The organism is Kitasatospora sp. NPDC094019 (genome assembly GCF_044764505.1).
Taxonomy (GTDB): Bacteria; Actinomycetota; Actinomycetes; order Streptomycetales; family Streptomycetaceae; genus Kitasatospora.
The window spans coordinates 30634-50325 of the sequence record NZ_JBIWIF010000016.1 but is presented as its reverse complement, the minus strand read 5'-3'; the positions used below and the strand labels follow the sequence as shown (position 1 = coordinate 50325).

The 19692-nt window shown below is 73.7% G+C and carries 16 protein-coding genes and 1 riboswitch; of the genes, 6 read left to right on the top strand and 10 right to left on the bottom strand.

The window, feature by feature from the left end:
• Positions 1-35: 35 nt before the first annotated feature.
• The 4 genes from ACIQ9P_RS29510 to ACIQ9P_RS29495 form a co-directional block, all read right to left on the bottom strand.
• Positions 36-1688 carry an alpha-amylase family glycosyl hydrolase gene (locus ACIQ9P_RS29510; RefSeq protein WP_402362653.1) on the bottom strand — a complete coding sequence of 551 codons (1653 nt, stop codon included), beginning with the start codon at positions 1686-1688 and terminating at the stop codon, positions 36-38.
• Positions 1689-1978: 290 nt separating this feature from the next.
• Complete coding sequence (locus ACIQ9P_RS29505) at positions 1979-2605, bottom strand: bifunctional 4-hydroxy-2-oxoglutarate aldolase/2-dehydro-3-deoxy-phosphogluconate aldolase (protein ID WP_402362650.1); 627 nt, start codon at positions 2603-2605, stop codon at positions 1979-1981.
• A 200-nt stretch (positions 2606-2805) separates the two neighbouring features.
• Positions 2806-4527, bottom strand: coding sequence for an amidohydrolase family protein (locus tag ACIQ9P_RS29500; RefSeq protein ID WP_402362647.1), 1722 nt, complete (start codon positions 4525-4527; stop codon positions 2806-2808).
• Entirely contained in the window at positions 4527-5942 is a 1416-nt protein-coding gene (locus ACIQ9P_RS29495) for an alanine racemase (RefSeq protein ID WP_402362644.1), read from the bottom strand. The genes ACIQ9P_RS29500 and ACIQ9P_RS29495 overlap by 1 nt, the downstream gene beginning before the upstream one ends.
• 443 nt (positions 5943-6385) lie before the next feature.
• Between ACIQ9P_RS29495 and ACIQ9P_RS29490 the strand changes: the two genes are divergently transcribed.
• The 4 genes from ACIQ9P_RS29490 (at position 6386) to ACIQ9P_RS29475 (ending at position 9694) form a co-directional block, all read left to right on the top strand.
• Entirely contained in the window at positions 6386-7504 is a 1119-nt protein-coding gene (locus ACIQ9P_RS29490; RefSeq protein ID WP_402362641.1) for a sugar kinase, read from the top strand.
• Positions 7501-8250 carry an IclR family transcriptional regulator gene (locus tag ACIQ9P_RS29485; RefSeq protein WP_402362638.1) on the top strand — a complete coding sequence of 250 codons (750 nt, stop codon included), beginning with the start codon at positions 7501-7503 and terminating at the stop codon, positions 8248-8250. Before ACIQ9P_RS29490 ends, ACIQ9P_RS29485 begins: the two co-directional genes overlap by 4 nt.
• A gap of 140 nt (positions 8251-8390) precedes the next feature.
• On the top strand, positions 8391-8807 hold the full coding sequence (locus ACIQ9P_RS29480) for a RidA family protein (RefSeq protein WP_402362635.1): 417 nt from the start codon (positions 8391-8393) through the stop codon (positions 8805-8807).
• 164 nt (positions 8808-8971) lie between these two features.
• Positions 8972-9694 carry a DUF2470 domain-containing protein gene (locus ACIQ9P_RS29475; RefSeq protein ID WP_402362632.1) on the top strand — a complete coding sequence of 241 codons (723 nt, stop codon included), beginning with the start codon at positions 8972-8974 and terminating at the stop codon, positions 9692-9694.
• Between the two features lie 405 nt (positions 9695-10099).
• On the opposite strand, the gene ACIQ9P_RS29470 is transcribed toward ACIQ9P_RS29475, so the two are convergent.
• A complete protein-coding gene (locus ACIQ9P_RS29470; protein ID WP_402362629.1) occupies positions 10100-11119 on the bottom strand; it encodes a peptidoglycan DD-metalloendopeptidase family protein in 1020 nt (339 codons plus the stop codon).
• 3 nt (positions 11120-11122) lie between these two features.
• A riboswitch (cyclic di-AMP (ydaO/yuaA leader) is annotated at positions 11123-11286 on the bottom strand.
• Between the two features lie 311 nt (positions 11287-11597).
• On the opposite strand from ACIQ9P_RS29470, the gene ACIQ9P_RS29465 reads away from it, so the two are divergent.
• The gene (locus ACIQ9P_RS29465; RefSeq protein WP_402362626.1) at positions 11598-13121 is read left to right on the top strand and encodes an MFS transporter; all 1524 of its coding nucleotides are present in this window, start codon (positions 11598-11600) and stop codon (positions 13119-13121) included.
• Positions 13122-13224: 103 nt separating this feature from the next.
• On the opposite strand, the gene purB is transcribed toward ACIQ9P_RS29465, so the two are convergent.
• The 4 genes from purB to ACIQ9P_RS29445 all read right to left on the bottom strand — a co-directional run bounded on the left by purB (position 13225) and on the right by ACIQ9P_RS29445 (position 16628).
• Complete coding sequence (purB, locus tag ACIQ9P_RS29460) at positions 13225-14664, bottom strand: adenylosuccinate lyase (protein WP_197698729.1); 1440 nt, start codon at positions 14662-14664, stop codon at positions 13225-13227.
• 176 nt (positions 14665-14840) lie between these two features.
• Positions 14841-15284: a MarR family winged helix-turn-helix transcriptional regulator gene (locus tag ACIQ9P_RS29455; RefSeq protein ID WP_402362623.1), complete on the bottom strand. Its 444-nt coding sequence runs from the start codon at positions 15282-15284 to the stop codon at positions 14841-14843.
• 175 nt (positions 15285-15459) lie between these two features.
• Complete coding sequence (locus ACIQ9P_RS29450) at positions 15460-15876, bottom strand: DUF3037 domain-containing protein (RefSeq protein ID WP_402362620.1); 417 nt, start codon at positions 15874-15876, stop codon at positions 15460-15462.
• Complete coding sequence (locus tag ACIQ9P_RS29445; protein ID WP_402362617.1) at positions 15873-16628, bottom strand: HipA family kinase; 756 nt, start codon at positions 16626-16628, stop codon at positions 15873-15875. The genes ACIQ9P_RS29450 and ACIQ9P_RS29445 overlap by 4 nt, the downstream gene beginning before the upstream one ends.
• 348 nt (positions 16629-16976) lie before the next feature.
• Here ACIQ9P_RS29445 and ACIQ9P_RS29440 point away from each other — a divergent pair, with 348 nt between their 5' ends.
• Complete coding sequence (locus ACIQ9P_RS29440; RefSeq protein ID WP_402362614.1) at positions 16977-18335, top strand: NAD(P)/FAD-dependent oxidoreductase; 1359 nt, start codon at positions 16977-16979, stop codon at positions 18333-18335.
• Between the two features lie 64 nt (positions 18336-18399).
• Here ACIQ9P_RS29440 and ACIQ9P_RS29435 read toward each other — a convergent pair whose 3' ends face one another.
• The gene (locus ACIQ9P_RS29435; RefSeq protein WP_402362611.1) at positions 18400-19590 is read right to left on the bottom strand and encodes a GDSL-type esterase/lipase family protein; all 1191 of its coding nucleotides are present in this window, start codon (positions 19588-19590) and stop codon (positions 18400-18402) included.
• Positions 19591-19692: the final 102 nt, after the last annotated feature.

Below are 19692 nucleotides of genomic sequence, written 5' to 3'. Positions count from 1 at the left end.
CCCGTTGGGCCGCGACGGCACCTGTGCCGCGCCCGTCACCCCAGGTCGAAGACCCCGTACGAGAACCCGTCCACCCGCAGCTCACCTGCCGCGTCGACCCGCACGCCCTGGACCTCCAGCGGGACGACCCCGCCCGCCCTGCCCTGCCGGCCCGATCGCCCCGCCCATCCCGTCCGGCCGGCCGCGCCGACGCCGTCCAACAGCCCGTCGAGCGGGAGCACCGCCGGCTCCCGCCTCGGATTGACCACCACCAGGTACCGCCCGGCCCGGAGGTAGACCAGCGGGTATCCCGCCTGCCGGACCTCCACCGAGCCGCGCGCCCCCAGCCCCGGGTGCTTGCGGCGCAGAGCGATCAGTCGCCGCACGGTGTGCAGCAGGGAGGTCGGGTCGGCCCGCTGGGTCGCGACGTCCGGCCGGTGCGGGTCCGGATCCACCGGGAGGTAGAGCCGCTCCGCCGGTGCGGCCGAGAATCCCGCGTTCGGGCCGGGAGCCCACTGCATGGGCGTGCGCGAGCCGGCCCGGTTGTACGCCGGTCCCAGCACACTGCCCTCGACGTCGGGAAGGTCCGGCACGTAGCGCATGCCGATCTCGTCGCCGTAGTACACCGCCGGCAAGGTGGGCCAGGTGAGCAGCAGGGCGAAGGCCGGGGCGAGTTGCTCGGCGGTGCGCGGGCCGGTCGCGAGCCGGGAGAAGTCGTGGTTGGCGGTGGGGAGGGCAATGTGTCCGACGCCCTCCGTCAGTTGGGCCGCGGAGCGCCAGGCGTCCAGGAAAACCTCGGGTGTGCCGCGTCCCTCGGCCTCGAAGTAGCAGGGGCCCTGCTTCCAGAACTCCTCCACCGTCCCGGCGTTGTTGTTCCAGAGCGAGCGCAGCGGCAGGCCGTGGTCCGCACCGCCGAACTGGAGGAGGAAGTCCGCGTGGAAGCCCGCGGCGACGGCGGCCGCGGGGTCGCCCCATTCGGCGAACAGGGCGGCCTGCGGGTGGTCGCGGTCGAGCCAGTCACGCAGTTCGGCCCAGAGCTTGCCCGTCTCGACGAAGCCCGGGTCGTCCTTGACCAGGGAGGACGCCATGTCGACCCGGAAGCCCGCAAGCCCGAGGCCGAGCCAGTGAGCCATGATTCCGCGCAGCGCGGCGCGGTTGGCACGAGGCCCCTCGGCGTCGACGGGCTGACGCCAGGGCTGCTCCGGATCCTCGCGCCCGTAGCCGAAGTTGAGTGCCGGCTGGCACTCGAAGAAGTTCGGCCGGTACCAGCCGGTCCGACCGCCGGGGGACGCGACGAAGCCGTCCACCGGCCGGTCGGACCAGATGTAGCGGTGGTCGGACGGATCCTCGGCCGAGGCCCGGAACCAGGGGTGCTGGTCGGAGGTGTGGCCGGCGACCAGATCCAGCAGGATCCGGATGCCCTTGCGGCGCGCCGCCTCGACCAGGGCGGCGAGGTCGTCGGCCGTGCCGTAGCGCGGCGCGGGTGTCAGGTAGTCGGTGACGTCGTAGCCCGCGTCGCGGAAGGGCGAGGCGAAACACGGGTTCAGCCAGACCGTGTCCACGCCCAGCCAGGCGAGATGGTCCAGATGCTCGGTGATGCCCGCGAAGTCGCCGATGCCGTCGCCGTCGGAGTCGGCGAAGGTCTGCGGGTAGATCTGGTACAGCACGGCGTCGGTCAGCCAGTCGGGGCCGGGGCGGGTCGAGGTCATGGGTGGGATCCTCCTGCCGGGTGCCGGGGGCTACCGATTCTCGTCGAATCCCGGTCGCCCCAACAGTCCGGCTCGGCCCCTCCCGGACCGGTGCGGGACTCCTGGAAGGAGCCCCCCACCGTGCCGCGCGCCCTCCCGAGCCCCTTCCACTCCCTCACGCCCCGCCTTCGACGCCGCCTGTCGGGCATGCCGTCCGCCCGAGGCCGCGCCTCGCACCCTCCGTGCAGCGCGCACATCGACTCGCTCCGCAGCACATCCGGTGCGCTCCGGGAGCCGTGGAGCCATAGGCCCTACCGAACCGCGCAAGCCTCCGTGAACGCCCGGGCCCGGCGGGTGATCTCCGCCCAGTCCCCGGCAGCGACAACCTCCGGCGGCACCACGTCCGTCCCGGCGCAGACCGCGAGCGCTCCGTGCGCCAGGAACTCCGCCGCGTTGCCCGCGTTGACGCCGCCGGAGGCGACCAGCGGGACATCGGGGTACGGGCCCCGCAGATCCTTGAAGTAGCCGGGGCCGAACGCCCGGGCCGGGAAGATCTTCACCGCCGCGGCGCCGAGGTCCACCGCCTGGGCGACCTCGGTCGCGGTGAGGGCGCCGAGGATCACCGGAACGCCCGCCGCGTGCGCGGCATCCGCCACCTCGGGTCGCAGACCGGGCGTGACCAGGAAGGACGCACCGGCGGCGAGGCCCTGCTCGGCCTGGTCGGCGGTGAGCACCGTCCCGACCCCGACCCGGTGGCCGGCCTGTGCCGCCCGGTGCAGGTGGGTTGTCACATCGGGCGTGGTGAAAGTGAATTCGGTCCAGGTGATCCCGCCCTCGGCGAGCGCGGCGCAGAGCGCGGCGGCGTCCGGTATCCGTGGCGCGCGGACGACCGCGACCACCGGCGAGGCGGCGAACGCGGCCCGCGCGGCCTTCGCCATGTCGGCGGCGGACAGCCCGCACCTCCCGGGCCCCGGACTCCCGGAACCCGCAGCGGCGTCGGCACCCACACCCGCACCCGCAGGCTCCCGATCCACGAGGCCCGCTCCGGCCGGCCTCGGATCAACTGAATTCGCATTCACGGTGTTCGCATCCATTCGACTCGTACTCACTGGACATCCCGATGCACTGGGCACGGCCGTCATACCGCCTCCGCCCCGCGCTCCGTCCGGCGCAGCGCCCGACCGGGGCGCGCGCCCGTGGTGCGGCCCTGCTCCACCACGGCCACACCGTTCACATAGACGTGTTCGACGCCGACCGCGGGCCGTCTCGGCTGCTCGAACGTGGCGGCGTCCTGGACCCGCTCGGGGTCGAAGAGGACCAGGTCGGCGTGGTACCCGGGGGCGATCCGCCCACGCCGGTGCAGCCGCAGCCGGGCCGCGGGCCGGCCGGTCATCCGGGCGACCGCTTCCTCCAGCGTGAGCACGCCGGACTCGCGGACGTACCGGGCCAGATAGCGGGGGAAGGTGCCCCAGGCCCGGGGATGCGGGCGCGCGCCGACCAGCAGCCCGTCGCTGCCGACGGTGTGCACGCGGTGGCGCATGATCGCCCGGACGTTCGCCTCGTGGCCGACGTGCTGGAGGATGGTGGTGGCCAACTCGTCGCGGAGCAGCAGGTCGAGGAATACTTCCGTGCCGCTCCGGCCCTGTTCGGCGGCGAGGTCGGCGACGGTCCGGCCGACCGCGTCGGCGAGTTCGGGGGCCCGGACGCCGGAGAGCTGGATGGTGGTCCAGTCGGTGACCACGCCGTGGCAGCCGTCGCTGCCCTTCTCCTCCACCTCGTACCGGATCCGCTCGCGCGCGGCCGGCTCGCCGAGCCGCGCCAGGGTGGCCTCCGGTCCGCCCTCGGTGGCCCAACTGGGCAGCAGGGCGGCCAGGGTGGTGGATCCGGGCAGGTAGGGATAGCTGTCCAGGGTGAGGTCCACGCCGTCGTCGAGGGCCTGGTCGAGCAGGGCCAGCAGTTCGTCGGCGCGGCCCTCGTTGACACCGAAGTTCATGGTGGCGTGGGTGAGATGGAGCGGACAGCCGGACTGCCGGGCGATCTCGACCATCTCCGCGTAGCCCTCCAGGGCACCTGCCCCGTAGGAGCGCTGGTGGGGGGCGTGGAAGCCTCCGAATCCGGCGACGATCCGGCAGAGTTCGACCAGTTCGGCCGTTCCGGCGTACATCCCCGGGGTGTACGTCAGGCCACTGGACATCCCGACCGCGCCCTCGGCGAGACCTTGCGCCAACAGCTCGCGCATCCGGTCGAGCTCGGCGGCGCTCGGGGCCCGGTTCTCCCAGCCCATGGCGAGCATGCGCAGCGAGCCGTGCGGCACCAGGTAGCAGGCGTTGACGGCGGGGCCGGTCCGGTCCAGGCGGTCGAGGTAGCCGCCGACGGTGCGCCAGTCCCAGTCGAGGTCGTCCGGGTCGCCGTTCCAGCCGGCGATCTGGCGGCGGAGCGCGGGCAGGGTCGTGTCGTCGACCGGCGCGTAGGAGAGGCCGTCCTGGCCGAGGACCTCGCAGGTCACGCCCTGGGTGACCTTGGCCGGGTGCTCCGGTTCGCGGAGCAGGGCGAGGTCGGAGTGGGCGTGCATGTCGATGAATCCGGGCGCCAGGACCAGCCCGTCCGCATCGACCGTCCGCACCGCTCCAGCACCCGACCGGCCCGCACCGCTCGCAGTGCTCGCAGTGCTCGCACCACCGACACCGCCCGGGCCGGCGGACGCCGCTGACCGGCCGGACGCCCCCGAACCGCCCGGTTCGCCGATCTCGACGATCAGCCCGTCGGCGATCCGCACGTCCGCCCGGTAGCGTCCGGCGCCCGTCCCGTCCACCACCGTCGCACCGCGGAAGAGCACTCCCCTGCCGCCCCGGGTACTCATCAGAAGAACGTCCTGACCAGTCCGGTGACCTTCGGCTCGGCCGCCGATGCGTCGTCCAGCACCGGGATCAGCGTCCACTTGTCGAAGGCGGTGCACGGGTGCGAGATACCGAGCCGCAGCACCGCGCCGACCGGTGCGAGGTCACCCGCGTCCCGGAGGAACGCGTGCTGGTCGTTGAGCGCGGTGATCCGCGCGGCCGTACCCGTCAACTCCGCCCCGCCCCGCACCAGATGCGGTTCCGGCAGGCCCTCGTCGAAGGGCAGGTCGCGCTTGCCCGCGTCCAGCAGGGCCAGCTGCGGCTCCGGGCGGGACACCACCCGCGCCCATCCGTGCAGCGCCCCGCGCAGCGAGCGGCCGGCACCGGCCCCCGGCTCCGCCCCGCTCCGGGCGAGCGGCGAGATCCCCCGGTAGAAACCGTCGTCGTGCGCGAGGTACGCGCCCGAACGCAGCACCACGAACGCCTCCGGCAGCGCGGCCAACTCCTCTGCCACCAGGTCGAAGTAGGCACTGCCGCCGGCCGTGACCACCGGCGCGGAATCCTCGGCGTACCGACCGGCCAGTCGCCCGTGCAACTCGACCAGCGACCGCAGGTACCCGCGCACGGTGTCGAGACCGCCCTTGCTCGCGTCATGGGCCAACGCGCCCTCGTACCCGCCGATACCGGCCAACCGGAGGGTCGGCGCGCGGCGGACGGCGTCCGCGATCTCCACCGCCCCGTCGACGGTGCGCGCTCCGGTACGGCCGCCGGGTCCGCCGAGTTCCACCAGCACCTCGACCGGGCGCTCGGCACCGGCCGCACGCAGCGCCTCGTCCATCAACCGGACGCTGTCCACCGAGTCGACCCAGCAGGCGAAGGCGAAGTCGGCGTCGGCGGCGAGTTCCCCGGCCAGCCAGCGCAGGCCCGCCGGGTCGAGCAGGGAGTTGGCGAGCAGCAGGCGCCGCACGCCGAAAGCGCGGGCCACCCGCAACTGCGGCAGGTTGGCGAGGGTGATGCCGTGGCTGCCCGCGTCCAGCTGCGCCTGCCAGAGCGCGGGGGCCATGGTGGTCTTGCCGTGCGGCGCGAGTGCCACTCCGGCGTCCGCGCACCAGCGGGCCATGGTGCGGAGGTTGTGGTCGAGCGCGCCCTCGTCGAGGGTGAGCAGCGGGGTGCCGAGGTCCGACAGGGTGGGACCGGTGGCGAGGTACTGGCGGACAGTCAGTCCTGCCGCGGCCGCCGGCAGCGCCTTGAACCGCCAGTCCAGCAGCTCATCGGCGAGTGCCGCCACCGCACCGGCGTCCATGCCCGGACCGCCGACGTCGATGCCCGGACCGCCGGCGCCGGGGCGGTTGCCGCCACCGCTCCCGCTACCACCTCGGCCGCTACCGCGCCTGTCGTCACTACCGCCGCTCGCACTGCTCGCGAAGGTCTGGTCCACCGTCTTCCTCCATCTGCCATGTTGCAACATGTGCAATGAGGGTTGCACATGCTGGCAACACGGTTCTAGCATCGGCGCCGGACGAAGGTCAACGACAGCCGCCCGCCGCACGCAAGTCAGCCAGGCTCGCCGCAGCACCCCACCCCGGCCGGGCCGCAGCACTCCGAGGAGCCCAGCAGATGCCACGCCAGGACGCCGCCGCGAGCGAGGCCACCCCGTCGCCCGGCGATCCGACGGCCGCACTACCGCCCCGGACACCGGCCGCACCGGGGCCGCCCCAGACACCGCACCGGGCGCAGAAGCCGCTCCCGACACCGACGCCCGCACCGTCGCCGACAACACCCCCGGCACCGGCAACGGCACCGGCACCGAGACCGGCACCGGCCGCACCCCGGACCCCGGCCGCACCCCCCGCCCCCCTCGCCGTCTGCGTGGGCGAGTCGATGGCCGTCCTCCTCCCCGACCGCGCCGGCCCGCTGGAGTCCGTGGAGAACTTCCGCCTCTCCGTCGGTGGTGCCGAATCCAACGTGGCCGGCGCCCTGACCGCTCTGGGCGTGCCGAGCGCCTGGATCAGCCGGGTCGGTGACGACGGTTTCGGCCGCCGTCTCCTCGGCGACCTGACCGCCCGCGGGGTGGACGTCTCCGCCGTCGCGGTCGACCCGCACCGCCCGACCGGCGTCTACCTCAAGGAGGTCGGCGGCACCACCGGCGACCACCACGACCTCGGCCCGGGGCGGAGCCGGCTGCACTACCACCGGCGCGGTTCGGCGGCGGCCGCCCTCTCCCCGGAGCTGCTCGACGACCCGACCGCCGCCCGCCTACTGGCCGGGGCCCAGCTGCTCCACCTGTCCGGCATCACCGCCGCACTCTCCGACGACTGCCTCGCCCTGCTCCGCGCGCTGCTGGCGGACCGCCGTCCCGGCCGACTGGTCAGCTTCGACCTCAACTGGCGCCCGGCGCTCTGGCGCGACCGCGACCTCTCGGTTCTGCCGCCCCTGCTGGACGCGGCCGACCTGCTCCTCCTCGGCGCCGACGAGGCCGAGGCCGCCTTCGGCACCGGCGATCCGCACGCCCTTCGCCGTCTCTTCCCGTCACCGGCCACCCTCGTGGTCAAGGACGAGGCCCGGTTGGTCACCGCGATCGGACTCGACGGCACGGCCGTCGCCGAACCGGCCCTGACGGTCGAGGTGGTCGAGGCGACCGGCGCCGGCGACGCCTTCGCCGCCGGCTACCTGGCCGGCACCGTGCGCGGCCTCGACCAGCGGCGCCGTCTGCGACTGGGCCATCTGAGCGCCGCCTGCGCGCTGACCACCCACGGGGACCAGGCCGAGCTGCCGCCCGACCCGGTGGTCCGCGCCCTGCTCGACGCCTCACCGGCCGCCTGGGCGGCCACCCGGGTGTCGGCGGATGGCATCGTGTCCCCTGCGATCATCACATCCCCCGCCACCGGACCCGCCACCACCACCCCCACCTCCCCCACTCACCGCTCCGCGCCCGTCGCACCGGGGGGCGGTGCGCCCGACCCTCGACCGGCCGCCACCCCGGCCCTTGGAGCACCATGAGCCAGACCGTCACCCGCGCCCTGCGCATCCTCGCCGAGCTCGGCGAGGGCGAGCGCTCCCTGGACCAGCTGGCCGAGGTTCTCGGTGTGCACAAGACGACCGTGCTCCGACTGCTCCAGAGCCTCGAAGAGGAACGATTCGTCTACCGCGACGCCGGGTACCGCTACCACCTGGGCGCCGGGCTGTTCGCGCTCTCGGGGCTCGCCCTGGAACAGCGCGGAGTCCGCCGGATCGCGGCGCCGTACCTCGCCGAGCTGAACGCCGGCACCGGCCAGACCGTGCACCTGGCCGCCTACGAGGGCGGCGAGGTGGTCTACATCGACAAGTACGACTCCCGGCACCCGGTGCGGATGTACTCGCGGATCGGCCTCCGGGCCGCCCTGCACAGCGCCGCGGTCTCCAAAGTGCTGCTCGCCGACCTGCCCACGCCCGAACGACGGCGCGTGGTGGCCGGCATCGACTTCACCCCGCACACCGCGCGCACCCTCACCACGCCCGAGGCGCTGCTGGCCGAGCTGGAGAAGGTCGCCGCCCAGGGCTGGGCCCAGGACCACGCCGAGCACGAGGCGTTCATCAACTGCGTGGCCGCACCGATCCGCGATGCCAGCGGCCGGGTGGTCGCCGCCGCCTCGATCTCCGTCCCGGACGTCGTCCTCCCCTACGAGCAGGTGCTGGAGCTGTTGCCCCAACTGCTCGCCACCACCCGGGCGATCTCCGCCGACTGCGGCCAGCCCCCGCACCGCTGACCGCCACCCGGCACCGCCGACAAGCACCGCACCGCCAAGAAACACCGCACCGCCAAGAAGCACGGCAGCGCCGAGAAGCACCGCGCCCCGGCACCACCGAAGCCCCCAACCACCGTCCCCGAACGAGGAATCGAGCACGCATGAGCGTTCAGAACGGCAAGACCGAGATCCGCACCGACGGCGCCCCCGCCCCGGCCTGGATGTTCTCCCAGGGTGTCCGCAAGGGCCCGATCCTCCAGGTCTCGGGCCAGGGCCCGCAGGACCCGGCCACCGGCGAGTACCTCCACCACGGCGACGTGAAGGCGCAGACCCGCCGCACGCTGGAGAACGTCAAGGCGATCGTCGAGGCCGGCGGCGCGACCGTCGAGGACGTGGTGATGTTCCGCGTGTACCTCACCAAGCGCGCCGACTTCCCGCTGATGAACGAGGTCTACGCCGAGTTCATCGAGGAGAACATCCCGGCGGGCGGCGTGAAGCCCTGCCGGACCACGATCTTCTGCGAGCTCCCGCAGGAGCCGATGCTGGTGGAGATCGACGCCCAGGCGGTCGTCGCCTGACCCGCACGCATCACCCGCACCGCAAGGGCTCCGACTCCGCGTCGGGGCCCTTCGCGCGTTTCCGGGTACCCCGCCCCGACGACACCTTGCCCTCGCTCCCACAACTGATTAGGTTAGGCTCACCTAACTACAAGGTCAGCTCGTCCGCCGGAGGTCCCGATCCCATGAGCCCGCACCCGCAGCACGATGCCGAGATTCCCGAGCCCACCGCCGCCGAGCGGATCGGCAGTCTGCTGACCGCCGCCTCCTCGGTGGTCCTCCGGACCGGCGGCGAGCAGCACGAACTCTCCACCCCCGTCTCGGTGCACGGCTCCCGGCTCCGGCTGCGCGCGCCGCTCGACTCCCCGGTGACCTCCGCCGCCGCCCGTGAGCAGGACGGCCTCGCCGTCGTGCTGGACCTCACGGACATCGCCCCGGTGGCCGTCCGGGACCGGGTCCGCGGCCGTCTCACCCTGGCCGGACGGCTCCACCTCGCCCACCTCGCCGACGACGGCCTCAGCGTGCACCTGCGCCTCGACGTCGCGCACGCCGTGCTCTCGACCCCGTACGGCACCACGGCGATCACCGGCGCCGACCTCGCGGCCGCCGCCCCCGACCCGCTGGCCCGCTACGAGGCCGGACTGCTCACGCACCTCGCCGACGACCACCCGGACGCGCTCGCCGTGCTCACCCGGCTGCTCGAACCGGCGCTGCTCGCCGACCGGCCCGACGTCCGCCCGCTCGCGCTCGACCGGTACGGCCTGGTGCTCCGACTGGACCACCCGCACGGCCACCGCGACGTCCGGCTGGTCTTCCTCGAACCCGCCCGCGACGCGGACGAGTTCGGCCACCGGGTGCACCAACTGCTGTCCGCCGCCGAGCAGGAGCCGGCCGTCCACCGGTCCTGAACCCGCCGCCCCGGGCCGGCCCGGACCGGCCCGGACCGGCCGCACCGCACAGACCCGCACCGCACCGCACCGGCCCGCATCGGCCCGCATCGGCCCGCATCGGCCCGCATCGGCCCGCACCGCGCCAACTGTCCTGACCCTCGATCAACTCCCCGCCCCACGCCGACGGAGAGTTGCCGAACACTCGAACCGCTCACACCCGGAACCCCGCCCCCGGACACGACGACGACCGGCCCGGCCCGCGAGAGAAGTCTCGCGGGCCGGGCCGGTCGGCAGGACGGGCGTGTCCCGCGCCCGTCGATCCGCTGAGGTGCGGCGACCACCGGTCGAGCGGTCACCCGACATGACCATCCCGGGAGGTCGTTTCGCCCCGCACCCAGCGGTGGCAGATGCTCCGACCGAAGGTCAGAGCGCGACGCCGTGCGCCCGCAGGTAGGCGATCGGGTCGATGTCCGAGCCGTACTCCGAGCCGGTGCGGATCTCGAAGTGCAGGTGCGGGCCGGTCACGTTGCCGGTCGCACCGGAGAGGCCGATCTGCTGGCCGGCGGTGACGGTCTGACCGACGGACACGCCGATCGAGGACAGGTGCGCGTACTCGGCGTACTTGCCGTCGGCGAGCTTGATCTCGACCTCGTTGCCGTACGCGCCGCCGTTGCCGGCCTTCACCACGGTGCCGGCCGCGACAGCGCGCAGCGGGGTGCCGGTGGAGGCGACGAAGTCGGCGCCGGTGTGGTGGCCGGAGGCCCACATCGAGCCGGCCACGCCGTAGGCGGTGCCGAGCTTCGGGTTGGCCAGCGGGGCGAAGAAGCCCGAGGTGGCGGCGGCCGGGGCCGGGGTGGCCGGCTTCGCGACCGGGGCGACGACGGCCTGAACGGCGGGCTTGGCAGCCGGGGCCGCCGGCTTCACGGCCGGAGCGGGCTTGGCGGGCTTGGCGGCCGGAGCGGCCGGCTTCACCGAGTCCTGCGAGGTCTGCGCCTTGGTGGCGGGCGCGGCCGGAGCGGCCGGCTTCGCGGCCTCGGCGCCGAGCGCGAGCTGCTGGCCCGGGTAGATGAGGTTGGGGTCGGCGCCGATGACCGAGCGGTTGTGCTCGAACAGCGCCTTCCAGCCACCCTCGACGTTCTTCGCGTCGGCGATCTTCGACAGGGTGTCCCCGCCGACGACCTTGTAGTCGACCGGAGCGGCCTCGGCGGCGGGAGCGGCCGGGGCCGCCTCGGCGACCGGAGCGGCGGCGGCCGGCGTGGCATCGGCGCTGGTGGCGCCGGTCCAGGTGCTGCTCCGCTGCGCGTGGCCGGCGGCCGGGGCCTCGTGCGCCTGGGCGGTGACGGTGGTCACCAGCGGGAGGGCGAAAGCGGCGCCGGTGACGGCGGTGGCGATACCGATGCGGACGGCGCGGGGCATGGCGATACGACGTGCCTGTGCGGGCATGGAAGCTGTCCTCTCCGACGCCTGCGAGGTGAGCTGTCGGGTTCGGGCTGGAGTTGCCCGGCCGCAGAGAAATGCGGCTTCACCCCAAGCCGGACCGTCAATTCGGGTCCGGCGACTTACCTGTGGGTCCCCCGCTCCTGCCGTACAGAGTTCGTTGCGTACCACCGGGCAGCGGCAGGACTAGGCGTTCCACCCGGTGGCCACCCGGGCTGACGCCGGGCGGTCGCTGAACTAAAACCCATCCGTTCGGGTGAAGCAATGTCGATCTCCGTTTTCCGGGACCAAAGTCCGGAACACCGTGACGCTCCGCATGAAAGGCATGCACAGTACGCACACAATCCATTCACTGCGCGCACGTGATCCGCCACCCTCCGCCGAAGTCGTGACCGGTCCGCACACGATCACTCACGGAACGGACATCCCCGACACACCCCCGGTGACCCTTGTCACGTCACCCCCGGGAGCCTCACCATGGGCCGTGACCACCACCGATGCAGCCCCCCTGCGCCTGGGCACCGCGCAGGGCCGCTGGGTACTTCTGGCGACGGTGCTCGGCTCCAGCATGGCGATGCTCGACGGGACCGTCGTGAACGTCGCACTGCCCCGGATCGGCACCGATCTGGGCGCCCGACTCGACGCCCTGCAATGGACGCTCAACGCCTATCTGCTCACCCTGGCGGGCCTGATCCTGCTCGGCGGCGCGCTCGGCGACCGGTACGGGCGGCGCCGGGTCTTCCTCCTGGGCGTGGTCTGGTTCGCCGCCGCGTCCGCGGCCTGCGCCGCCGCGCCGACCATCGAGGTACTGATCGCGGCCCGCGCCGTTCAGGGCATCGGCGGGGCGCTGCTGACCCCGGGCTCGCTGGCGATGCTCCAGGCGGTGTTCCATCCGGACGACCGCTCGGCGGCGGTCGGCCTCTGGTCCGGCTTCGGCGGTGTGTCGGCGGCGGTCGGCCCGTTCCTCGGCGGCTGGCTGGTGGACGGCCCGGGCTGGCGCTGGATCTTCCTGCTGAACCTGCCGCTGGCCGCGATGGTGGTCCTGGTGACCGCCCGACACGTCCCGGAGAGCCGGGACGAGACCTCCACCGGTCGCTTCGACGTGCTCGGCGCGGTGCTGGCCGCCCTGGCGCTCGGCTCGATCACCTACGCGCTGACCGCCGCCGGGAGCGGCCTCTCCCCCGCGGTCTGGGTCACCGGCACGGCCGGGCTCCTGCTCGGCGCCGCCTTCGTCGTGGTCGAGCGCCGCACCCCGGAGCCGATGCTGCCGCTGGGCCTGTTCTCCTCCCGGCTGTTCACCGCCGTCAACCTGGTCACCCTCGCCGTGTACGCGGCGTTCAGCGGGGTCTTCTTCCTCCTGGTCGTCCAGCTGCAGATCGTCTCCGGCTTCTCCCCGCTGGTCTCCGGACTCGCCCTGGTGCCGATCACCGTGATCATGCTGGCGCTCTCCGCCCGGGCGGGCCGGCTCGGCAAGCGGATCGGCCCGCGGCTGCCGCTCACCGTGGGCCCGCTGCTGTGCGCGGTCGGCGTGCTGCTGATGCTGCGGATCGGGCCCGACGCCTCCTACTGGACGGACGTACTGCCCGCCGTCGCGGTGATGGGGAGCGGGATGGTGCTGCTGGTCGCACCGCTGACGGCGACCGTGCTGGCGGCGGTCGAGGTGCGGCACGCGGGCATCGCGAGCGGGGTCAACAACGCCGCGGCCCGGGCAGCGGGTCTGCTGGCGGTCGCCGCGCTGCCCTCGCTGGCCGGTCTGAGCGGTGACGCCTACCAGGTGCCGGAGTCCGTCGACTCCGCCTTCCACACCGCGATGCTGATCTGCGCCGGGCTGCTCGTGGCGGGCGGGCTCACGGCCCTGGCCACCGTCCACGGCAACGTCCTGGCCCCGGAGGACCACCGTCCGGTGGCCGAACCGGACTGCCGCTACGCCTGCGGGACCAACGCCCCGCCCCTCGACCCGGGCCACCCGGCGCCGGACCGGGGCAACCCGGCGCCGGACCAGGGCTGAGCGACCGGGCCGGCACCCGACCGCACCCGACCTCACTCCGGACACGCCGAGGGCCCCGCCGCCTCGACGGCGACGGGGCCCGGAAACCGGGGTCGGACAACCGTCAGAGGATGTCGCCCGGCGCGTACTTGGCGGCCTCCGGGTACGCGGCCGCGACGGCCTCGACCTGGCGGACGACCTCGGCGACCTGGGCACCGGCCGCACCGGTGAAGGACAGCCGGTCGGCCAGCAGCGCGTCCAGCCCGGCCCGGTCCAGCGGGATCCGGTCGTCGTTCGCCAGCCGGTCCAGCAGCTCGTTCTCCCGGGCCCCGGCCCGCATGGCGAGCGCGGAGGCGACGGCGTGCTCCTTGATGACCTCGTGCCCGGTCTCCCGGCCGACGCCCGCGCGCACCGCGCCCATCAGCACCTTGGTGGTGGCCAGGAACGGCAGGTAGCGGTCCAGCTCGGCCTCGACCACGGCAGGGAAGGCGCCGAACTCGTCGAGGACGGTCAGGAAGGTCTCCAGCAAGCCGTCGAAGGCGAAGAAGGCGTCCGGCAGCGCGACCCGGCGGACCACCGAGCAGGAGACGTCGCCCTCGTTCCACTGGTCGCCGGCCAGCTCGCCGGTCATCGACGCGTAGCCGCGCAGGATCACGGCGAGGCCGTTGACGCGCTCGCAGGAACGGGTGTTCATCTTGTGCGGCATCGCGGAGGAGCCGACCTGGCCCTCCTTGAAGCCCTCGGTCACGAGCTCGTGGCCGGCCATCAGGCGGATGGTCTTGGCCAGGCTGGACGGCGCGGCGGCCAGCTGGACGAGGGCGGTCAGCACCTCGAAGTCGAGCGAGCGCGGGTAGACCTGGCCGACGCTGATGAGCACGTTGTCGAAGCCGAGGTGGCCGGCGACCCGGCGCTCCAGCTCGGCCAGCTTCTCGGTGTCGCCGCCGAGCAGGTCCAGCATGTCCTGGGCGGTGCCGACCGGGCCCTTGATCCCGCGCAGCGGGTAACGGGCGATCAGCTCCTCCAGACGGCGGAAGGCGACCAGCAGCTCGTCCGCGATCGACGCGAAGCGCTTGCCGAGGGTGGTGGCCTGCGCGGCCACGTTGTGCGAGCGGCCGGCCATGACCAGCTCGGCGTGCTCGGCGGAGAGCCGGCCCAGACGGACCAGCACGGCGACCGTGCGGTCGCGCACGTGCTCCAGCGACTGCCGGATCTGCAGCTGCTCGACGTTCTCGGTCAGGTCCCGGGAGGTCATGCCCTTGTGGATCTGCTCGTGACCGGCGAGGTCGCTGAACTCCTCGATCCGGGCCTTGACGTCGTGCCGGGTGACCCGCTCACGGGCGGCGATGGACGCGAGGTCGACCTGGTCGATCACGCGCTCGTAGTCGGCGACGGCGGTGGCGGGCACCTCGACGCCGAGGTCCTGCTGGGCCTTCAGGACGGCGAGCCAGAGGTGGCGCTCAAGGACCACCTTGTGCTCGGGGGACCACAGCTGGGCCAGGGTCGCCGAGGCGTACCGGGAGGCCAGGACATTGGGGATCTGGGGCTTCGCGCTCACGCTTCGCAAGCCTAACAGCCGAGGTCAGCCGGACCCGCGCCGGACCGGCCCACCGCGGTCCCGAAGGCCGCGGGAGCAGTCCGGGCACCGCCGGGAACCGGCCCGGGGGCACTCGATCACACCCGGCAACACCCGGAGCGGCCTGCCGACAGCCCCGCACCGGGCCCGTCCTGCGGCCGGCCGCCCTAAGCCCGGCCGCTGAGCACCGGGAGCACCTGGAGGCAGATCGAGTGCAGCGCGCTCCGCTGCTCGCCGCTGAGGCTCTCGAAGGACTGGTGGGTGCGGCTCATCTCGCCGCGGACCAGCGCCAGGATCTCCCGGCCCTGCTCGCTGATGACCACGATCTTGACCCGCCGGTCCCCGGCCGAGGGCTCCCGGCGGGCCAGGCCCAGGGCCTCCAGCCGGTCGACGATCCCGGTCACGTTGGAGGCGTCGCAGCCGAGCCGTCCGGCCAGCGCGCGCATCGGCACCGGCTCCTGGACGGCGCCGAGCGCCTTGGCCTGCGAGGAGGAGAGACCGTGCCTGGCGGCGGCGGCCGCGAAGTCCTGGAAGTACGCGGCACCGACGGCGGCCAGCGCCTCCATCAGCTCGGCGTTGGTCGGTACGGTCGTGGTCGCTGTCGAACCCATGAGGTAAGCCTACGACCGAGTGCTTCAGTAACTCAAGCTTTGATCACGGCAAAGATCCGGCAGTCAACCGCCCCGCTGCCTTCCCACCCCGGGCAACCCGCCCCGCCACGCCCCGGACCGCCCCGCCAGTCACGCCACGCCATGCCACGGACCGGACCGCGTACAGCCGGACGTCTCAGAGCACCAGCTGGTCGAACAGCCGACGCAGCTCGGTCTCCGGGTCCGCGGTCAGCCCGGTGTGCACCGGCCCCGGCTGCACCACCGCGCTGCGCGGAGCGGTCAGCCAGCGGAACCGCTGCCCCGGGGTGTCCGACGCCGCCGGACCGGCCTGCGGTCCGCCCTCGCACACCGCCTCGATCCCCTGCAGCGCACGCCGCACCCCGGACACGTCCGCGACCGGGTCCAGCGCCAGCAGCCGCGCCTGGTCCAGATGGGTCCGGGCGGCCAGGTGGGCGCTCTGCCGGCAGTACAGCAGCACGCCGACGTTGACGCACTCACCGCGCTCCACCCGGGGCACCGCCCGGATCACCGCGTACTCGTAGTCGTGCAGTTCGGCGACGGTCGGCGGGGCCGACCGGTTCGGCTCGGTCATGCGGACACCTCCGGCAGCCAGTCGCGCGGACCGGCCAGTCGCTCGGTCAGCTGGGTGCGGTACGCCGCGCGCACCGCCTCGGGCGAGTCGAAGCCGGGCTCGTCCGCCAGCCAGACGTCCGGGATCCGCGCCACCGCCTCCTCGATCGAAGCCTCGGCCAGCGGCGCGAGTGCCTTGTCGGCGGCGAGCAGGTCCGGTTCGGCGCCCAGCAGCGCGTGGTCGGAGGCGTCGTAGGGGCGGCGGATCCAGGCGGCGGCGCCGGCCCAGTGGTGGTGGAAGATCAGGCTCGCGCCGTGGTCGATGAGCCGCAGTCCACCGGTGGCGACCAGCAGATTGGGGTTGCGCCAGGAACGGTCGACGTTGCCGATGAAGGCGTCGAACCAGAGCACCTGCCCGGCCAGCCCGGCGTCCACGTCGAAGCAGAGCGGGTCGAAGTTGAGCGCGCCGCTGACGAAGGCCATGCCCAGGTTGAGCCCGCCGCTGGCACGCATCTGGTCCTGGATCTGCGGGTCCGGCTCGCTGCGGGCCAGGACCGGGTCCAGGTCGACCGTCACCAGTTCGGGCACCGGCAGGCCGAGCCGCCGACCGAGTTCCCCGGCCAGCACCTCCGCCACCAGCGCCTTGCGGCCCTGTGCCGCGCCGACCCATTTCAGCGCGTAGAGCCGCCGGTCGTCGGCCTCGACCAGGCCCGGCATCGAGCCGCCTTCTCGCAGTGGCGTCACATAACGGACCGCCGTCACCTCGGGGAGCACGGCCGACAGCCTATCGGGCATATGCACGCGGCGGGTGTCGCCCGGCCCGCTCACCCGCCCCGCCTGCCCGACCCACCTGCCCGGCCCGCTCACCCGACCCACTCGCCCGCCCGGCCCGTCCCGGTGGCAGCCGCAGCCACGCCGTGCGAACGTGGCGGACAGTAGCCGGGGAACGCCACGGCCACGACCCCAACCGGCCACGACCCGCATCGGCCATGACCCGCATCGCCGCACTCGCACCGCCGTCCCCGCACCGCCGCCTCCGCGCCCACCCGGCCGCGCCCGTGGCGGCACGGCCCCGGCGCGGACGAGCCGCGGCGGAACGACCCGCACTGTGAGGGACGCACGATGGAACGAGCCCGGATCCTGATCGTGGGCGGCGGCTTCGCCGGACTGGAGTGCGCGCGCCGACTGGAGCGCAAGCTCTCCCCGGCGGAGGCCGAGATCTCCCTGGTCACCCCGTTCAGCTACCAGCTCTACCTGCCGCTGCTGCCGCATGTCGCGGCCGGTGTGCTGACACCGCAGTCGGTGGCCGTCTCGCTGCGGCGCTCGCTGCGGCGCACCCACATCGTCCCCGGCGGCGCGATCGGGGTGGACCCGGCGGCCAAGGTCTGCGTGGTGCGCAAGATCACCGACGAGGTGGTGGCGCAGAAGTACGACTACCTGGTGCTGGCCCCCGGCAGCGTCACCCGCACCTTCGACATCCCCGGTCTGACCGACTACGCGCGCGGCATGAAGACCCTGGCCGAGGCGGCGTACGTCCGTGACCACGTGATCGCGCAGCTGGACCTCGCCTCGGCCACCCCGGACCAGCGGGAGCGCGAGTCCCGGCTCCAGTTCGTGGTGGTCGGCGGCGGCTACGCGGGCACCGAGACCGCCGCCTGCCTCCAGCGCCTCACCACGGCCGCCGCCCACCGCTACCCGCGGCTGGACGCCCGGCAGATCAAGTGGCACCTGATCGACATCGCCCCCAAGCTGATGCCCGAGCTCGGGGACTCCCTCGGCACCGCCGCCCTGGAGGTGCTGCGCGAGCGCGGCATCGAGGTCTCGCTGGGCGTGTCGGTGGCCGAGGTGGGAGCCGAGTCGGTCAAGTTCACCGACGGCCGGGTGCTCCCCTGCCGGACCCTGATCTGGACGGCGGGCGTCGCGGCGAGCCCGCTGATCGCCACCCTGGACGCGGAGACGGTGCGCGGGCGGATCGCGGTGACGGCGGAGATGCGGGTGCCGCCCTTCGAGGGCGTGTTCGCGCTCGGCGACGCGGCCGCCGTCCCCGACCTCGCCAAGGGCGACGGCGCGATGTGCCCGCCGACCGCCCAGCACTCGGCCCGCCAGGGCCGGGCAGTGGCCAACAACGTGATCGCCGCGCTCCGCAACCAGCCGCTGGAGCCCTACTACCACAAGGACCTGGGCCTGGTGGTGGACCTCGGCGGCAAGGACGCCGTCTCCAAGCCGGTCGGGGTGGAGCTGCGCGGCGTGCCCGCGCAACTGGTGGCGCGCGGCTACCACCTGATGGCGATGCGCACCAATGTCGCCAAGTTCCGGGTCGGCGCGAACTGGCTGCTCAACGCGACCGCGGGCGACGACTTCGTGCGGACCGGGTTCCTCGCCCGCCAGCCCGCCCGGCTCCGCGACTTCGAGTACACCGACGCCTATCTGACGCCGGACCAGGTCAAGGAGCACACCCAGGCGCTGCTCGCCAAGGGCTGACCGGGGACGCGACGTCGCCCTTCCCCCACCGCGCGGGAGGAAGGGCGACGTCGCGTTCACGCGGCTACTTCGCCGTCAGGTACATCCCGCCGGCGTCCTGTCCGGCGGTGTTGCGGCAGGACCAGTCGCCGCTGGTCCGCCCGTACAGCAGGGTCAGGCAGCGCCCGAGCGCCTGCTGCCCGTAGTAGTTGGGGTGCAGCGACTCCTGGAGGGCGCCCTGCGAGGAGTTGAGCCCGCCGTCCAGGAACCGCGCCCACTCACTGGTGGTCGCCGACGGCGCGCTGGTCGAGCCGGCCTGACGGGTCGCCCTGGAGCAGACCTCGCGGCCCTGGAGCATGTCGCTCAGGTCCAGGAACTGCACGCCCTTGGCCTTGGCGACCCCGGCGAGCGCCCGGGAGATCTGCGGCACCAGCGAGTCGCGCGCCCAGTCCGCGTCACCGTTCCAGAGCGGACAGCCGCCCGTGTCCGAGCGGCTCCAGCCGCTCTCGGGGTAGCGGATCTCGGCGGCGCGCGGGATCGGCGAGGGGTAGGACTGCAGCACGATCCGGTAGTCCCCGGCCGCGTACCCGGCACCCGTCATCACGGCGCGGATCTCGTCGAGTGCCTTGCCGACGCCCGCCATCGCGGCCGGCATCCGGCCGTCGACCGCGCTCTGCTGATCATCGTTGCAGTAGGAGTACCAGACGAGGTAGTCCTGCACGCAGTTCGAGATCACGTCGCCGAAGCCGAGGTCGTTGCCGCCGATCGACAGGGTGATCAGCTTGACGTTGTTCTGCCGGGCCACCGCGGCGAGCTGGTCGGCCTGCGGGGCCTCGCCCTTGAACGACTGCCCGCCGCTCGCGGCGCGGAAGACGTTGGCGGCGACGGCGCCCGAGCAGGCCAGGTTGATCTGGGTCTGGGCGACGGTCGGCGCGCTGCGCACCTCGGCCACGTCGGAGCGGTCGCACCCGCTCGCGTAGCTGGCGCCGTAGATCCGGCTCGGGTCGTAGCCGCTGCCGGTCCAGGCCCGGTCGGTGCCGGCCCGGCTGCTCCCGCCGGTGACGGAGTTGCCCTTCCAGCGGCCGGCCTCCCCGGACATGTAGCTGTCGCCGAGGCTGACGCTGGCCGTCGGGCCGGTCGGGGTGGCGGCCCGGGCGGGGGCGGCGGTTCCCGCCACCAGTCCGGTGGCGGCGAGCGGCAGGGCGAGCGCGGCGGCGAGCAGCCGTCCGCGCCACCGGGCGTTGGTGCGGGAAATGCTCGAACGGTTTTCGGGCACGACGGAACTCCAACGTTCGGTCTCGCCCGCAGGTGGGGGCGGGGAGACTCGGGGTGAGGGTAGGCCGCCGGCCGGTGGCGCGATGAACATGACACGCCCACG

Excerpts from the sequence above, each read along its gene's own strand:
- ACIQ9P_RS29455 (WP_402362623.1), bottom strand. The coding sequence starts at position 15,284 with ATGGGTTCGACAGCGACCACGACCGTACCGACCAACGCCGAGCTGATG.
- ACIQ9P_RS29450 (WP_402362620.1), bottom strand. The coding sequence starts at position 15,876 with ATGACCGAGCCGAACCGGTCGGCCCCGCCGACCGTCGCCGAACTGCAC.
- ACIQ9P_RS29470 (WP_402362629.1), bottom strand. The coding sequence starts at position 11,119 with ATGCCCGCACAGGCACGTCGTATCGCCATGCCCCGCGCCGTCCGCATC.
- ACIQ9P_RS29505 (WP_402362650.1), bottom strand. The coding sequence starts at position 2,605 with ATGGCGAAGGCCGCGCGGGCCGCGTTCGCCGCCTCGCCGGTGGTCGCG.
- ACIQ9P_RS29480 (WP_402362635.1), top strand. The coding sequence starts at position 8,391 with ATGAGCGTTCAGAACGGCAAGACCGAGATCCGCACCGACGGCGCCCCC.
- ACIQ9P_RS29490 (WP_402362641.1), top strand. The coding sequence starts at position 6,386 with ATGGCCGTCCTCCTCCCCGACCGCGCCGGCCCGCTGGAGTCCGTGGAG.
- ACIQ9P_RS29440 (WP_402362614.1), top strand. The coding sequence starts at position 16,977 with ATGGAACGAGCCCGGATCCTGATCGTGGGCGGCGGCTTCGCCGGACTG.
- ACIQ9P_RS29500 (WP_402362647.1), bottom strand. The coding sequence starts at position 4,527 with ATGAGTACCCGGGGCGGCAGGGGAGTGCTCTTCCGCGGTGCGACGGTG.
- ACIQ9P_RS29510 (WP_402362653.1), bottom strand. The coding sequence starts at position 1,688 with ATGACCTCGACCCGCCCCGGCCCCGACTGGCTGACCGACGCCGTGCTG.
- ACIQ9P_RS29475 (WP_402362632.1), top strand. The coding sequence starts at position 8,972 with ATGAGCCCGCACCCGCAGCACGATGCCGAGATTCCCGAGCCCACCGCC.
- ACIQ9P_RS29485 (WP_402362638.1), top strand. The coding sequence starts at position 7,501 with ATGAGCCAGACCGTCACCCGCGCCCTGCGCATCCTCGCCGAGCTCGGC.